Source organism: Streptodolium elevatio (genome assembly GCF_040649515.1).
Classification (GTDB): domain Bacteria; phylum Actinomycetota; class Actinomycetes; order Streptomycetales; family Streptomycetaceae; genus Yinghuangia; species Yinghuangia elevatio.
In genome coordinates this window covers 13109-28867 of the sequence record NZ_JBEZFP010000013.1, presented here as the reverse complement: position 1 = coordinate 28867, position 15759 = coordinate 13109, and the positions used below count along the sequence as shown (strand labels likewise).

The 15759-nt window shown below is 73.2% G+C and carries 11 protein-coding genes and 1 pseudogene; 6 read left to right on the top strand and 6 right to left on the bottom strand.

Features of this window, described 5'->3' with window-relative positions; genetic code table 11:
- The first annotated feature begins 63 nt into the window (after window positions 1-63).
- Both dinB and AB0C36_RS07500 read left to right on the top strand, forming a co-directional pair.
- Complete coding sequence (dinB, locus tag AB0C36_RS07505; RefSeq protein WP_358350652.1) at window positions 64-1275, top strand: DNA polymerase IV; 1212 nt, start codon at window positions 64-66, stop codon at window positions 1273-1275.
- A gap of 318 nt (window positions 1276-1593) precedes the next feature.
- Window positions 1594-1983, top strand: a complete 390-nt coding sequence (locus AB0C36_RS07500) for an SCO2097 family morphological protein (protein ID WP_358350649.1) — start codon at window positions 1594-1596, stop codon at window positions 1981-1983.
- A 112-nt stretch (window positions 1984-2095) separates the two neighbouring features.
- On the opposite strand, the gene AB0C36_RS07495 is transcribed toward AB0C36_RS07500, so the two are convergent.
- A complete protein-coding gene (locus tag AB0C36_RS07495; RefSeq protein ID WP_358350646.1) occupies window positions 2096-2536 on the bottom strand; it encodes a MerR family transcriptional regulator in 441 nt (146 codons plus the stop codon).
- A gap of 131 nt (window positions 2537-2667) precedes the next feature.
- Here AB0C36_RS07495 and AB0C36_RS07490 point away from each other — a divergent pair, with 131 nt between their 5' ends.
- On the top strand, window positions 2668-3570 hold the full coding sequence (locus tag AB0C36_RS07490; RefSeq protein ID WP_358350643.1) for a polysaccharide deacetylase family protein: 903 nt from the start codon (window positions 2668-2670) through the stop codon (window positions 3568-3570).
- A gap of 120 nt (window positions 3571-3690) precedes the next feature.
- Here the strand turns inward: AB0C36_RS07490 and AB0C36_RS07485 are convergent, their stop codons facing one another.
- The 5 genes and pseudogenes from AB0C36_RS07485 to AB0C36_RS07465 form a co-directional block, all read right to left on the bottom strand.
- Window positions 3691-5907, bottom strand: a complete 2217-nt coding sequence (locus AB0C36_RS07485; protein WP_358350640.1) for a hypothetical protein — start codon at window positions 5905-5907, stop codon at window positions 3691-3693.
- Between the two features lie 395 nt (window positions 5908-6302).
- Window positions 6303-8654 (bottom strand): transglutaminase TgpA family protein, encoded by a 2352-nt coding sequence (locus AB0C36_RS07480; RefSeq protein ID WP_358350637.1) that lies wholly within the window; start codon window positions 8652-8654, stop codon window positions 6303-6305.
- Window positions 8651-9973, bottom strand: a complete 1323-nt coding sequence (locus AB0C36_RS07475) for a DUF58 domain-containing protein (protein ID WP_358350634.1) — start codon at window positions 9971-9973, stop codon at window positions 8651-8653. Before AB0C36_RS07475 ends, AB0C36_RS07480 begins: the two co-directional genes overlap by 4 nt.
- Before the next feature lies 1 nt (window position 9974).
- On the bottom strand, window positions 9975-11174 hold the full coding sequence (locus AB0C36_RS07470; RefSeq protein ID WP_358350631.1) for an AAA family ATPase: 1200 nt from the start codon (window positions 11172-11174) through the stop codon (window positions 9975-9977).
- Window positions 11175-11434: 260 nt separating this feature from the next.
- Window positions 11435-11968: pseudogene (locus AB0C36_RS07465) on the bottom strand (beta-class carbonic anhydrase); the annotation flags it as partial.
- Between the two features lie 314 nt (window positions 11969-12282).
- On the opposite strand from AB0C36_RS07465, the gene mraZ reads away from it, so the two are divergent.
- The 3 genes from mraZ to ftsL all read left to right on the top strand — a co-directional run bounded on the left by mraZ (window position 12283) and on the right by ftsL (window position 14572).
- The gene (mraZ, locus tag AB0C36_RS07460; protein WP_358350629.1) at window positions 12283-12705 is read left to right on the top strand and encodes a division/cell wall cluster transcriptional repressor MraZ; all 423 of its coding nucleotides are present in this window, start codon (window positions 12283-12285) and stop codon (window positions 12703-12705) included.
- A 239-nt stretch (window positions 12706-12944) separates the two neighbouring features.
- Window positions 12945-14012 (top strand): 16S rRNA (cytosine(1402)-N(4))-methyltransferase RsmH, encoded by a 1068-nt coding sequence (gene rsmH / locus AB0C36_RS07455; protein WP_358350627.1) that lies wholly within the window; start codon window positions 12945-12947, stop codon window positions 14010-14012.
- Entirely contained in the window at window positions 14009-14572 is a 564-nt protein-coding gene (ftsL, locus tag AB0C36_RS07450; RefSeq protein WP_358350624.1) for a cell division protein FtsL, read from the top strand. The genes rsmH and ftsL overlap by 4 nt, the downstream gene beginning before the upstream one ends.
- The last annotated feature ends 1187 nt before the right edge of the window (window positions 14573-15759 follow it).

Sequence of the window (15759 nt, the reverse complement as noted above, 5' to 3'; positions counted from 1 at the left end):
GGTACGCCGGGTACCCGCACGCGCGGGACGCCAGGCGCAGCGCGGGCCCGGGGTGGTGAGCCCATGACCTCCGACCCCACCACCCCGCCCACCGTGATGCACGTCGACATGGACGCCTTCTACGCGTCCGTCGAGATCCGCCGCCGTCCCGAACTGGCCGGGCGGCCCGTCGTCGTCGGGGCGCTGGGCGCGCGCGGGGTCGTGTTGTCCGCGACGCACGACGTCCGCGCGTACGGCGTGCACGCGGGCCAGCCGGTCGGCCGCGCCCGTCGCCTCTGCCCGCAGGCCGTCTACCTCCCGCCCGATCACGACGAGTACGCGCGCGTGTCCGACAACGTCATGGCGATGCTGCGCTCGATCACCCCGACCGTCGAACCGCTCTCCCTCGACGAGGCGTTCCTCGACCTCGGCGGCTCGCTGCGCCGCCTCGGCGGCGACCCGGTGCGCGTCGGCGAGATGATCCGCGCCCGCATCGCCGACGAGCAGGGCATCACCTGTTCGGTCGGCGTCGCGGGCACGAAGTTCGTCGCCAAGCTGGCCGGTGCCACCGTCAAGCCGGACGGTCTCTGCCTGGTCCACGACCATGAGGCCGTCGCCTTCCTGCACCCCCTCCCGGTCTCCCGGCTGTGGGGGGTGGGAGAACGCACCGAAGCCGTCCTGACCCGCCTGGGACTGCACACCGTGGGTGATATCGCCCACACCCCGCGTGCGACGCTCTGCCGGGCCCTGGGCCAAGCCGCGGGCCGCACTCTGCACGCGCTGGCCTGGGGACGCGACGAGCGCCCGGTGGTTCCGTCCGAACCCGAGCGCAGCATGGGCCACGAGGAGACCTTCCCCGCGGACGTCGACGACCCCGAGGTCGTACGCCGCGCGCTGCTCCGCCTCGCCACCCGCACCGGTGCCCGCCTGCGCGCCGCCGGGCTGGCCGGCCGTACCGTCTCCATCAAGGTGCGCTTCTCCGACTTCACCACGTTGACCAGGTCGAAGACCCTGCGCGAGGCGACCGACGTGGGCCGCGAGATCTACACGACCGCATGCGCCCTGCACGCCGGCCTCGGACTCGAACGCGCCCGCCTGCGCCTGGTCGGGGTGCGCATGGAGCACCTGGTCGACGGCGACCGCCCCCGTCAGATGGTGCTCGGCGAACGGGCCCGGGGCTGGGCGGAGGTGGAGCGCGCCGCCGACGCCGTGCGGGACCGTTTCGGCGGCCAGGCGCTGGCGCCCGCGAGCCTGCTCGGCGGATCGTCCGGGCGACCGCCGGGAACCCGCGGCTGATCACGTTCGTCAGCGGTGTGGGAATGGTCGGGGACGCATATCATCCTGGAAGCGGCCGGTGTCCGTACGCCGGTCGCCGCACCCCTGTTCAGCTCCCGCCGCTCGGTCGTATCGATCTGACATGACCGCGCACCGGACAGGGAATGCATGGGGAAGGTGGGGAACCCGTCGTCGACGGAGACGTCACCCGCGTACGCAAGTCGACATGGCGGCAGATGTGGCCGAGTCGTCTTTCGCGGGTGGCTTTCACGATGGCGGTTACCTGCCTATCCTGAAAGGGCCGCACCGGTCGCCTCGCGGCCGACGAAGGAGGACGCCGTGCCGCTCTCAGAGCACGAGCAGCGCTTGCTCGAGCAGATGGAGCGAGCGCTGTACGCCGAAGACCCCAAGTTCGCGACAGCGCTCGAGGGTGCCGGCATGCGCACGCATACCCGGCGTCGGACGGGCTGGGCGATCGCCGGTTTCGTCGTCGGCCTCGTTCTGCTCATGACCGGCGTCATGCTGCCGGCAATCTGGATCAGTGTCGTCGGCTTCCTGCTGATGCTCACGGGTGCCGTGCTCGCCGTCACCGGCTGGCGCCGTTCGCCGGGGCAGGCGCAGGCGGAAGGCGGCTCGGGGAGCACGGGACGGGCACCGCGCCCGCGCCGCGCCAAGATGATGAACCGCATCGAGGAGCGCTGGAAGCGCCGCCGCGACGAACAAGCCTGACACGCTCGGGCGCACGTCCGACGTGCCGTCCTGGCAGGCTCATACGTACTGCCACGAAGCCGGGTTCTCCGCTGGACGGAGGCCCGGCTTGGTGCTGCCCGAGGCGGTCAACTCATCCGTCGGCCACTGCCGTTGCCCGGTCCGGTGCCGGTGTCGCTCCCGCCGGGTCGGGTGCCGCTTCCGCTTCCGCGGGATCGTAGGCGCGGACCGCGTCCAGGTACTCGGCCACCGCGTCCCGGTTGCGGGACAGGCAGCGGATCCGCTCGGTCATGCGGTCGAGTTCGTGTTCCAGGGTGGCCAGCATCTCCGGGGTCGCGTCCGGGAAGTAGATGGCCCGCGGCTTGTCGAGGCAGGGCAGGATCTGCTTGATGATCCGGGTCGGCAGCCCGGCGTCGAGCAGGCCCCTGATCTGGACGACCCGGTCGACGTAGCGGTCGTCGTAGTCGCGGTAGCCGTTGGGGGCGCGGTCGGCCACGATCAGCCCCTGCTCCTCGTAGTACCGCAGCAGGCGGCGCGACGTGCCGGTACGCTCCGACAGCTCGCCGATCCGCATGTGACCCACCTCACGCCCGTCCCGCTTTGACCCTCACATAGATGTGATGGTTCGAGCGTACAGGGAACAGCACCGCAGGCCCCGGCGGACAGCCGTACGGCAGGTGCGTCGCCTACGTGAGGAGCGCCCCGATGGACAACCGGCTCTACGACTACAGCGCGATGGTCGACCGTGCGGCGGTCCGGTGGCCGGGCGGTGCCCGCGTCGCCTTCTATGTCGGACTCAACGTCGAGCACTACCGGATCGACCGCCCTTCGACCAGCACGTTCGCCGGGACCGCGGGGCTGACCCCGGACCCGCTGAACTACGGCTGGCGGGACTACGGGCCCCGGGTGGGCATCTGGCGGGTGGCCCAGAGCCTCGACCGGCACGGGATCCGCGCGAGCGTGCTGCTGAACTCCGATGTCGCGGAGCGCTATCCGCGCATCATCGAGGCCGGGCGCGAACGGGACTGGGTGTGGCTCGCGCACGGCAAGAACAACTCGGTCTTCCAGGCGGACATGACCCGGGACGAGGAACGCGCCTACCTCGCCGACGTGGTCGGCACCATCGAGCGGGCCACCGGGAGGCGGCCGCGCGGTTGGATGGGACCGGCGCTGACCGAGACGTTCAACACCCCGGAACTGCTCGCCGAACTGGGGCTGGACTACGTCCTGGACTGGACGAACGACGACCAGCCCTACCGGCTGAACGTGCCCGGGATGCTGAGCGTGCCGTACTCCGTGGAGCTCAACGACATCAGCCTCTTCGTCGGAAAGAGCACGAGCGGACCGGAGTTCGTCCGGATCGTCAAGGACCAACTGGACCAGCTGTACGAGGACTCGGCCGACAGCGGACGCGTGATGGCCCTGGCGCTGCACCCGTTCGTCATCGGCCAGGCCTTCCGGCACAAGTACCTGGACGAAGCGCTGGAGTACGTGGCGAACCACGAAGGCGTGTGGCTGACGACGAGCGACGACATCGCCGAGCACTACGCGGGCACCGGCGCTGGTACCGGCACCGGCGGTACCGGCGCCGGCCGCCCGGTGGACTGAGCGGGGTGTGTCCGGGCGGCGGTCGAGGTGGCCCCGGGGCCTCGGCCGCCGCCCGCAGAGCCGCCGTCCGCAGAGCCGCCGTCCGTAGGGCCGCTGACGGTACGGCAGCCGACCGTAGGGTCAGTTCGTCCGGGTGTTGTCCAGGTGATGGCCGAGGTAGCCGATGTGGATCCGGCCGGTGACACCCGCCGCGTCGTCGTGGAAGTGCATGCGGGGCGCCGGGTTGCCGATGCCCCGGAGCTTGACGTGCGCCTCCATGAAGACCACCTGCTCAGGGGCGACTTCGGGAGGCACCGGAAAGGTCCGGGCGCGGCGGAACTTGGCGCGGCCCGCCACCGCGTCGGACTCCTTCATCGCGAACTTCTTGGGGGAGAGCGCGTAGGCGCCGTGCGGTGGATTGCGGCACCAGTCGCGGAAACCTCCGCGGAAGGTGTTGGCCGACCGGGCGGCGGCGTACGCGTTGAGCGCGCGCAGGGCGTCCCACGCCGCGCCCGCCCACACCCGGGTGTGCCCCGGCTCTCCCTTGTCGAGGGCGGAGGCGCCCGCATCGAGCGCGTGGGGGAGGCTCACGTGCGGCAGTTCGGCCCGGGCGCGGAGCAGGACGTCCGCCAGGCACTCCGGTATCCACATGTCGTTGACGGGCGCCGCGTCGAGGGGGCGTTCCGCGAGCAGGCCGTCGAGACGGCGGATGCGGTCGTCGGAGCGCCGCGACTCCTCGGCCAGTTCCTCGTACTGCAGGACGAGAAGGTCGTAGTCGTACCGCAGTCGCGCCAACTCGGCGGCCAGTGCCTCGGACTCGGCCGCGTCGCGCCGGGGCACGCCCAGTGAGTCGGCGACTCCGCGCAGGTCGCGGACGAGTTCGGCGAGTTCTGCGAGGGCCTTCCTGGCCTCGGTGGCCTGGGCCAGTTCGCCGACCACCTGCCGGGCCACCTCGGCGACCCAGGCGGCGGGCGGTGCGGGTACGGGAGAACCGGGAGTCCGCGAAGGGCCGGGCACCGCCGCCGTCCCGGACCCCGAGGCGGGTTCGCCGGGAACCGGGCGTGGGTCGTCGGCGCGGGCGGGGCCGGGGGGCGTGTGCGTGGCCGAACTTCCGTTCACCTTGGCCGCTTGGGAGGGGAGCGTGGGGCGTCCCGGATGCCCGTGCCCGGTCTGCGGGGAGTGCGGGGCCTCCGGTGCCGCTCGTGTCGCGCCGGTGGGGCGGGCTGTGGTGTTCCGGGCGGCCAAGGCTGCCAGGTCCCCGGGGCGGAGCGGTACGCAGGTCCCGGCGGCGGAGGCGGCACCCGGGTTTGGCCCCGCCCCTGTACCCGGACCTCCCGCCTTGTCCCCACCTGCACCCGCATCCGCAACCGCATCCGCATCCGCAACCGGTTCGAGGTGCCGCCGCACCAGGGCAGGGGGTGGCGGTGGGGTCGGCGCTGCCGAGCGGGTCGGTGCGCTGGACGCGGCTCCGGCAGTCGTGCGCCCCGGTGGTGTTCCGGGATGGACGACGACGTCGGGCCAGTCGAGCCCGCGGTCGAGGATCTGCGGGACCAGGCGCATGCCCCGGCGCGCGTCCGGTGGCAGCGGCCTGCGTACGCCGTCACCCGTGACGCCGGTGACCACGACGTCGAGCGCGCGCCTGCCGAGGTCCCGGAGTGCGGATCCGCTGCGGACCGGATGCCGTTGCGGATAGTCCTCCGTGGTGGGGTCGAACTCGGCGAGGTACGTGCGCAGCGCACCCCCGTAGACACCGAAGCCGGGCCCCAGCGCGGCGTTCAGGCGGTCCTGCGCCACCTTGTCGCAGAGCCGGGCCACCACTGCGGTTCCCGCCAGACGGCGGGCGAGGTAGGCGGCGTGGCTCGCGGGCAGCGAGGCCTGGTGCTCGTCCGTGCTCAGCACCACGATCGGCACGCGGCGCCGGGGGTCGAGCAGTCGGCCGAGCAGTTCGGCGACGTGGTCGGTGTCCACGTCCAGCGGCGACGTCTCCAACGGGATGGCGCCGTCGAACGCCCGTTCCGCGTCGAGGAGTCCGGACACGGTGGCCACGGCCCGGGACAGGTCCGCGGCCTCGACGGCCGCCGCGTCCACGGCGACGACGGCCCAAGCCGTCGGCGGGGACGGCGTCGACGCCGCGGGCGGGGTGGGCGACGACGGGCCCCATAACGCCGACAGCCCGCCGACCGTGTAGCGGCCGCAGGTGGGTCCTTCGTCCAGCGTGACGGACTCGCCGTCGGCGAAGTGCCGCAGCGCGGTGGAGCCGTCGTCCGGCACGCCGGATGCCGCCGCGAAGCTGCGGCGCAGTGCCCGGCCCAAGTGCTCGCCGGATCCGTGGAGTACGGCCTGGTAGACGCGGGCCACGAGGCATCCCCCCGGTGTGAGGCTGGTGATTCCGCCTGCGTTACGCCTTCATGGTCACCGTACGGGGATACTGCTCAAGCAGTGAGTGACTTCCCCCAAACGCGAAACATGCGCCGGGTGCGCGAAGAGCCCGGCTTGGCGCCGAAATTCACCCCTGGATGCCCCGCAATGTAGGTGTATGGCGCGCGGCTGCGGCGGCGAAAAGGCGCCGACACGGCCACCTCGGAGACACCTGGAAGGCACGTGCAAGACACGGACCAGGCACGGAAAGGGCGTTGACCGGACACTCACCAGGCACGCACCTGCCCGACCGGTGCGAAGAGGCGGTGTGCCGGGACCGAATACCGGTCCCGGCACACCGCCTCCGACACATCCTCAGCCGTCAGCCGACCGCGTCACCCCGGGGCCGCGCCCGGCTCCGGCTCCGCGTCCCGCCCGTTGCGCAACCGGTCCAGCGGGCCGGACTCCGGGCGGCGGAACGCCGAGGCCGGGAGAACCGCCGCGCGGATCCGGGTGCCCCGGGTCGCGGACGCGAGCAGCGTCGCCCGCACCACGCGTACGTCCTCGGCGAGGCCGACGGTCCGCTGCGGCGCCTCCGGGGCGTACATGATCTGCTCGGCGGCGAGCGCGATGCGCGGCAGCGCCTCCCGGGCCTGCGTGGCGTCCTCGGGGATCGCCTCCAGCAGCCGCACCGTCAACTGGCGCGGCGTCTCGTGGTCCTCGGTACGGATGCCCAGGTCCCGTGCGGTGTCCAGGACTTCGTACCAGGCCCCGAGCACCGCGTCCCCGGGTTCTCGGGCCACCCCGTCGGCGGCCGCGTCCCGGCTCAGCGCGGTGAGCCTTCGTCTGCGCACGCGTTGCCGCAGCAGCATGGGGGCGGCCAGCACCAGCAGCACGACGACGGCGATGCCGGTGCCGATCAGCAGCCCGGACAGCCACGTGTTGTCGTCGTCCTTCGCCGCCACCGGCGCCGCACTCGACGACTCGGACGGGCAGTCGTCCATGCGGCACCGCTCCGACTGCTCGGGCGCGGGGGCGGAACTGCTCTCGGTCGGCGCGGTCGTGGGGGCCTGCGTGCTCGCGCTCGGCGCCGGCTGCACGCGCGAGTAGTCGGGCGTGGTGCCGCGCGCCGGCGTCGGCTCGAACCGCACCCAGCCGGCACCCTGGAAGTACAGCTCGGGCCAGGCGTGTGCGTCGTGGCTGCCGACCCGGTACGTGTTGTCGCCGACGAAGTTGCCCGGGACGAAGCCCACCGCGACGCGCGCCGGGATGCCGAGGATGCGGGCCATGACCGCCATCGCCGACGCGAACTGCTCGCAGTAGCCGACCTTGTTCTTCATGAAGTTCTCGAGGGCGAACGCACCGGTCCCAGGCGGGACCTTCGTGTCGTACGTGAACTCGCCGGACTCCGTGAACCACTTCTCCAGCAGCACGGCCTTGTCGAACGCGGTCTGCCCGCGCCCGGCGACCCGCTGCGCGATCGGACCGAGCACGTTCTCCACCTCGGAGGGCACGTCGCGGTAGCGGTTCATCGAGGGAGGCGCCCCGCCCGCGTTGCGCAGCTGCTCCTCGGTCGGCTTGATGTCCAGGCTGGTGACCTGGTACTTCAGGTTCGACACCGTCTGGCCGTCGTCGCCGTAGAGCAGCCGGCCTTCGTGCTCGTAGCGCCACTTGCCCTTGACGTCGACCGCGGAGGCGGCGTACGGCATCGGCAGCGAGGTCTGGCGGAAGTTCTTCTCGACCTTCACGGTCGTGGTGACCGTGTCGGCCTTGATCGCTGCGTTCAGCCCCTGCGGGGTGGGGAACGGCCCGCGCGGCACTTCGGTGAGCGTCTGCCCGGTCGGTTTCCAGGCGTTCCCGTCGAACATGTCCAGGGCCGCCAGCCGCAGGTAGAAGCCCCTGGGGTTGGGCGAGTTCGTCGTGTAGCTGAGGACGTCGACGTTCTCCGGCCGGTTGAGTTCGTCCTGCAGGTCCACGATCGGATTGATCGTCGTGAGCCGGTCCTTGCCGCCGCCAGAGTCGCGGTCCGCGAGGCGGTTCGCGGTCATCGGCACGATCGCGGGCACCGCGACGGCGACGGCCAGGGTCGCCAGGCCGATGCGTCCGCCGCCGCGCGCCCAGGGCCGCGGCGACCCGGACTCGGGACCGCGCATGCCCGGCGGCACCAGGGGCCGCCCCCAGCGCAGCAGGCGTTCGCGGCCCTCGGCGAGCAGCAGGATGATGTACGCGAGGCCGGACAGCAGGAACACCGTCCAGCCGAGGCCGGATTCGGCGAGCGCGGCGGGCACGCTGTAGAGCGCGAGCAGCGGGAGCCCGGCGGGCGCGGCCTGGGCGTACGTCACCGCGATCGTGTCGACCATGACGGCGACGCCCGCGACCACCGTCACCAGGATCGCGCCGATGCCGTCGGTGGCGGGCACCGGCGGCGCGAAGCTCTGTATGTCGTCGCCGCCGGTCCCGAGCAGCTCGCCGTACGCACGCAACGCGTCGGGCGTCGGCAGCGGCCCCGCGACGTCGGGGACCAGCACCACCAGCAGGTACGGGATCAGCATGACCAGTTGGATCACGCCGATGAACGGGCGCGGCACCGACAGGCGCCGGACCACTTCCCCGGTCACCGCGACCATGACGATCGCGCCGATCGACTGGCCGATCCACTCGCCCTTGTTGACCAGGGGCAGCAGCGACGACGCGGTGAGGGCGGTGGCGAGTGCGGCGGCGACGGCCATCCGCAGGCGGCCGGTCATGCGCGGTACTCCGATCCGGACAGGGACGTACCGTAGGTGCCGAAGGAGGCGCCGCGTACGGGCGATTCGGACGAGCGGCCCGCGCCGCGCCACAGATCCGGCAGGCGCGTCGCCGCCGAGGCGGGCAGGACGCGCCATCCGGCCTGGCGCAGCATGCCCACCGCCACCTCGTGCGGCAGCGCGCCCGGCATCGGGACGGACTCCCACGCGGCGGTGTCCAGGACGATGGCCAGGCCGCGCCCGGCGGTGCTGCGGGCCCGCGCGAGGCGGCGGGTGTCGTCCTCGGTCAGGTTGGCCAGCACGGCGACCGCCATGCCCTCGCCGCCGGGCTGACGCAGCGTCATCTCGGCGCCGTCCAGCGATTCGGTGTGCTTGGCGTCGACCACGGCGAGTGCGTCCAGCAGGAAGCTCTCGGTTTCGGCGGGGGCGGTGCGCAGTCCCTCGGGCGGCCCGGCGAGCCGGCGACCGTCGGCGGCGATCAGGTGGGTCGTGTAGCCGCGCCGGCACAGGTGCACGCCGATCGACGCGGCGGTGGAGACCGCCCACTCGAACGACGACGAGGGGCCCTCACCCCGGTGTACCGACAGCCTGGTGTCGAGCAGCAGCGTCGCCTGGTTCTGCCACGACTGCTCCTCGCGGCGGACCATCAGCTCGCCGCGGCGCGCGGTCGAGCGCCAGTGCACGCGGCGCACGTCGTCGCCGTGCCGGTACTCGCGCGGGACGACGTCCTCCTCGCCGGCCGAGGCCAGGCTGCGGGAGTTGCCGTCGCCGTACCCGGTCCACTCGCCGCCCAGGTCGACGGCCGGAAGCTGCTGCACGACCGGCGTCACCACGAGGGTGTCCCGGGCCGCGAACGAGCGCGTCAGCTCGCACATGCCGAACGGGTCGGCCAGCCGCAGCCGCAGCGGGCCGACCGTGAACTTGCCGCGCAGATCGGACCGGACGCGGTAGGCGACCTGCCGGTAGCCGTGCGGCTCGATGCGGTCGAGCACGAACCGGGGGCGCGAGCCCAGCACGTAGGGCACGTGGTCCTCGAGCATCAGCAGCCCGGTCGGGATGCGCGACACGTTGTCGACGCGCAGCCGCACCTGGGACTCGTGGCCCGCCGCGACGCGTGCGGGCTCGAGGCCGCGCGTGCTGGTGACCAGGTGCCGCGTGCGCGCCACCACCAGGACGGCGACCAGCGGCAGCGCGGCCAGCAGGAAGCCCACGCGGAGCAGGTCGCGCTGGCCGAGGACCACCGCGCAGACCGCCGCGGCGATGCCCGCCGCGAGGAAGGAGCGTCCCCGGGTGGTCAGCCCGGACAGGGCGGTACGCATGTCAGCGCGCCGGGCCGTGGCCGTTGCCGTAGAACGGGCCGCCGGGCGCGCCGTACGGGCCGCCCTGCGGGGTGGACCCCGGGTAGGACTGCTGCTGCCGGGTCGCGTACGCGCTCGGCGGGGGACCGTAGGGCTGCTGGGCGGGCTGCGGCTGTCCGTGCGGCTGGGACTGCGCCTGCGGCTGGTACTGGTTGTGCTGCTGCGGTGCGGGCGAGGCGGCGGGCGCCGACTGGCCGGGCGCCCCGGGCACCGGGACCGAGCGCACGATGTCGCGTACGACCTGCTCGGCCGAGCGCCGCGACATCTGGGCCTCGGCGGTGGGCAGGAGGCGGTGTGCCAGCACCGGCACCGCGAGCGCCTGCAGGTCGTCCGGCAGCACGTACCCGCGGTTGTCCAGGGCCGCGGCGGCCTTGGCGGCCCGCACCAGGTGCAGGGTCGCGCGCGGCGACGCACCCAGGCGAAGTTCGGGGGAGTTGCGGGTGGCGTTGACCAGGTCCACCGAGTAGCGCGCGACGCCGGGGGAGACGTGCACCTCGCGCACGGCCTCGATCAGCTTCACGATGTCCCGTGCGTCGGCGACCGGGTCGAGCGCGCCGAGCGGCGAGCCGGCCCCGTGCACGCCGAGCATCTCGAGCTCGGCCTCGGGCGACGGGTAGCCCATCGACACGCGGGCCATGAAGCGGTCCCGCTGCGCCTCGGGCAGGGGGTACGTCCCCTCCATCTCCACCGGGTTCTGGGTGGCGATGACCATGAAGGGGGCCTGTAGCTCGTACGTCGTGCCGTCGACGGTCACCTGGTGTTCGGCCATCGACTCCAGCAGCGCCGACTGGGTCTTCGGCGAGGCCCGGTTGATCTCGTCGCCGATCACGATGTTCGCGAAGATCGCGCCCGGCTTGAACTCGAACTCGCGCCGCTCCTGGTCGTAGACGCTGACGCCCGTGATGTCCGAAGGCAGCAGGTCCGGCGTGAACTGCACGCGCCGGACCGTACAGTCGACCGAGCGGGCCAGGGACTTCGCGAGCATCGTCTTCCCGACACCCGGTACGTCCTCGACCAGCAGGTGGCCCTCGGCGAGCAGCACGGTCAGTGCCAGCCTCACCACCTCGGGCTTGCCTTCGATCACGCTCTCCATGGCCCCCCGGATGCGCGCGGCGGTAGCCGCCAGCTCCTTGAGACCGGCCTGATCGTTGAACGTCGACACCCGTGCCCTCCCTGCCCCATGACGCCCCGCCGTCGAGACGGGACCACAGGCCGATTGTCACAGGTGAACGGCCGTTCGTGTCACTCGGTCGAGTGATCGTTTCCGGACGGCCGGCCAATGCACCCAATCAGCCTCGGGGCTTAGGAGTCGGATCCCGGTCGGTTCGGTTGCACCTTCGGGGCACCGGACATGAGGTCGGGGGGATTCCCGGCCACGATCGGCGTCGCCGCGGCGGGGTCGGGAGCTTCCGCGACGGCGGGGACCTCACGCAGCAGACCGGTGTGCACGTCGTACACGAAGCCGCGCACGTTGTCGGCGCACAGAAGGAACGGTGAAGTACGTACCCGGTTCATGGACTGACGAACGTCGCCGTCGAGGTCCGCGAAGGCCTCGACCGCCCACGAGGGGCGTATGCCGGTGTCGACCTCCAGCTCCACCCGGAAATCCTCGGTGACCGTGAGCATGCCGCAACCGGTGTGGTGGATGAGCACGACGGCCTGGGTGCCGAGGTGCCGTTGGCTGATGGTGAGGGAGCGGATCACATCGTCGGTGACCACACCGCCCGCGTTGCGGATGATGTGGATGTCGCCGAGTTCGAGGCCGAGCAGCTCGTGGATGTCCAGGCGGGCGTCCATGCAGGTGACGACGGCCACCCGCTGCACGGGCCGGGCGGACATTCCGGGATCGGTGTAATCAGCGGCATAACGGGCGTTCTTGGCCACCAGGCCGTCGACGACCTCGTTGAATCGCCGCTTGCTGTCGGCGTTCATCGGCGGGGTGTCTGTGTCGGTCATGGTCAACAAGCTAGCGACGCCGTGTTACCGGTACCGCACGAGAAGAGCGCGATCCCGATTCCGCGCGGTGAACCGCGCGCTCCGGACCGGCGGGGGTGGGCGAGGGGCGGCCGGCACCACTCGGACGCAGGGGGCGCGTGTGAGTCGGTCGTACGCGCCCTCCACTTTGCCCCACCCCCTCCGACCTGCGCTTTTGTGGCCGCTGGGGGGCGTGTGGCGGGTCCGCTGAGGGTTGACCGTGGGGTTTGGTGGAGTAGAGTGGCGGGAAATGGGGCCGTGAGAAAGCAAGAACTCGAACGGTGCGGAGGTGCCCTGTGTTCTTGGGCACCTACGAGCCCCGGTTGGACGAGAAGGGTCGGCTGATCCTTCCGGCGAAGTTCCGTGACGAATTGGCGGAGGGCCTAGTGATCACCAAGGGGCAGGAGCGCTGCCTCTATGTGTGGCCCCTCCCCGAGTTCGAGCGCATCACCGAGCAACTGCGCGAAGCCCCGCTGGCCTCCAAAGCCCACCGGGACTACATGCGGGTGTTCTTCGCGGGCGCCTCCGACGAGGTCCCGGACAAGCAGGGCCGCGTCCTGGTCCCCCCGGCGCTTCGTGCGTACGCGGGCCTGGGACGCGAGTGCGTCGTGATCGGAGCGGGCGCCCGGGTGGAGATCTGGGACGCCGAGGCGTGGCGCGTCTACCTGGAAGAGCAGGAGGACTCGTTCGCCGAGCTCTCCGAGGAGGTGCTGTCCTGACGGACGTGCCGTGAGGTCTCCACCCGCTCCGAGCTTTCTGGCACTCCTTCCCCGGTGCCAGAACGTCACTTCCCCAGACGAGCGGGCGGGGACCTGACGGTACGTACGGTCCGGACCTCCCCGGCGCCGCGCGCCATCCGTGGCAGTCTTGCCCCGCGGCACTCCGACCGCGCGCCGCCGGGCCCGGCGGCACCCGAGCCCGCCGCCCCGACGGCGGCAGCACCACCGAAAGGGTCGAGATGAACGCGACCGCCAAGCCTCCCGCAGCGCCCGGCGGTACCTCGTCCTCTTCGGGAGCCGCGGAAGCCGCGGGAGCTACGGGAGCCTCCACGGCGGCGGGAGCACCCGACCAGGGCGGCCACGCGCACGTCCCCGTCCTCCTCGACCGCTGCGTCAACCTGCTCGCCCCGGCGCTGGCCGACCGGCCCGGCGCGGTCGTCGTCGACGCCACGCTCGGCATGGGCGGCCACAGCGAGGCCCTGCTCACCCGGTTCCCCGAGGCGCGGCTGATCGGTCTCGACCGCGACCCCGAGGCCCTGGCCCGGGCGGGCCGCCGCCTCGCCCCGTTCGGCGAGCGCTTCACCCCCGTGCACGCGGTGTACGACGAGCTCCCGGCGGTGCTGACCCGGCTCGGCGTGCCGCGCATCCACGGCATCCTGTTCGACCTCGGCGTCTCGTCGCTGCAACTGGACGAGGCGGAGCGGGGGTTCGCCTACGCCCAGGACGCCCCGCTCGACATGCGCATGGACCCGACCCGGGGCATCACCGCGGCCGAGGTGCTCAACACCTACCCGGCGGCGGACCTCGCCCGGATCCTCAAGGTCTACGGCGAGGAGCGGTTCGCCCGCAGGATCGCCGACACCGTCGTGCGCGAGCGCGAGCGGGAGCCGTTCACCGACAGCGCCCGCCTGGTCGACCTGGTACGCAACGCCATCCCGGCGGCCACCCGGCGCACCGGCGGCAACCCGGCCAAGCGCACCTTCCAGGCCCTGCGCATCGAGGTCAACGAGGAACTCCCGGTCCTGGAGCGCGCGCTGCCCGCCGCGATCGCGGCGCTGGCCGTCGGCGGCCGGATCGTCGTGCTGTCGTACCACTCGCTCGAGGACCGCATGACCAAGCGGGCCCTGGCCGTGGGCGCGACCAGCAAGGCGCCGCCGGACCTGCCGGTCGTGCCCGACGAACTGAAGCCCACCCTGAAGCTCCTCACCCGCGCTTCCGAAGGTGCGACCGAGGAGGAGGTCCGGCAGAACCCGCGTGCGGCGTCGGCGCGGCTGCGGGCCGCCGAGCGTGTACGGGAGGATTCTTGACGAGCGACCAGGCGGACAGCGCCGCCGTACGGGACTCCTCGCGCGCGCCCACGTCGCGTACGCCCTTCGTGCTGCTCATGGTGCTGCTGCTCGGCGGCGGCCTGCTCGGCCTGCTGCTGCTCAACACCGCGCTCAACCAGGGCTCGTTCGAGCAGTCCCGGCTCAAGAAGCAGAACGCCCGCCTCAGCGACGAGGAGCAGGCACTGCGCCGCGAACTGGAGGCGGTGTCCGCCCCCGGCGAGTTGGCCCGCAAGGCGGAGGAACTGGGCATGGTGCCCGGCACCACCCCGGTCTTCATCGACCCGGTGACCGGACAGGTGCTCGGCTCGCCCAAGCCCGCGTCGCCGCGGCCGACCCCGACCCTGGTGCCGCCGCCCGCCGTGCTGCCGGGCGTGAGTCCGGCACCCGCGGCCACGACGCCGGGCGCCGTGCCGGCCACCGGGACCGCGCCGCCCGCCGTCCCGCAGGCGACACCGCAGACGACTCCGCAGGCCACCGGCCAGGCGCCCGCCGCCGGTCCGCAGGCCGGGGCCACCGGTCAGGCCCCACCGCCTCGTTAGAGCAGCAGACCGCGGCGCTCGGACCGTGCTCCGGGACGAACCCGCGGCCACCCCAATGCGCGCCGTGGCCCCGGGGCCACGGCGGTGAAGGAGCCCACCGGCCCCGTGCTCGGGGCGGGGCCGGTACGGCTCCGATCGGAGTACGTTGCGGCCCGCCCGGAACCGGCGTCCGGCCGCGGGGCGTGACGGTCCTCGACGGCTCGGCACGCCGCGGCAACCGCGCGTCGTCGCACGTGCGGCGTGCGTGAGATGTGCGCGCGGGACGGCGCGTCGGGTGGCGGACGCCCGGCTCGGGGGCGTTGGTTGGTGCGTGGCGGACTGCCGGTGAGGTCGGGAGAGGCGAGATGCAAGACGGGCGTGGGCGCGACGGGGACGACGAGCCGCGCGGTGACGCGCGGGACGCGGAGCGTCGGCCGGACGGCACGCCGCGGCGTCCCGCCCGCCCCGCAGGCGGCCGCCCGGCGGCCTCCGGCGCGGGGGCGTGGGCACGCCGCCTCCTCGGCGGCACCGACGGAACGGATCGCGGTGCCGAGAGGCGCGTGCGCGGCGGGCGACCGCTTCCGCGCGACGGCGCGTCCCGCGACGCGGGAGCCGCCGACGACCGTGACCGGCCCGGCACTTCGGCGGACCGCCCATCGGATCTCCCGACGGACCGCGGCGGCGACCCACGCCGGGACGGGGACCCACGCCGGGACGGGGACCGCCGGGTCAGGCGACCGCGTCCCCGTGACGGGGAGCGCGGCCGGAGCACGAGCGGTCGCGGTGAGGGCGCCGAGCGACGCGAGAGCCGACGTGACGCGGGGGAGCGCGAGCCGCGTGGGGCATCGCCGGGCCGTCCGCGCCTGCCGGACGACCGGCGGCCCGGCGGTCGCGGGGGCCGTCCGGATGGGCGCGACGACCGTGCCCGGGTACGCCGTCCCGACGACCCCAGGCGGGCAGGCGGTTCCGACGCCGCGCGGGATGACCGGCAGGCCGGCCAGGCGCGTGAGCCCGGCGCCCCCAGGCCGACACCAGGTGCCCGCGGCGCGAACGGCCGCGGTACGACCGGACGCGACGGGAACGGCGGTCCGGAGGAGCGGCGTTCGGGTGACCCGCGTCGCCGGTTTGCCCGCGACGGCCGCACGAGCGGTCCGCGCGAGGGCGCCGACCGGCGCGAGCGCCCTGGCGGTCCCCGGCGCGCACCGGAA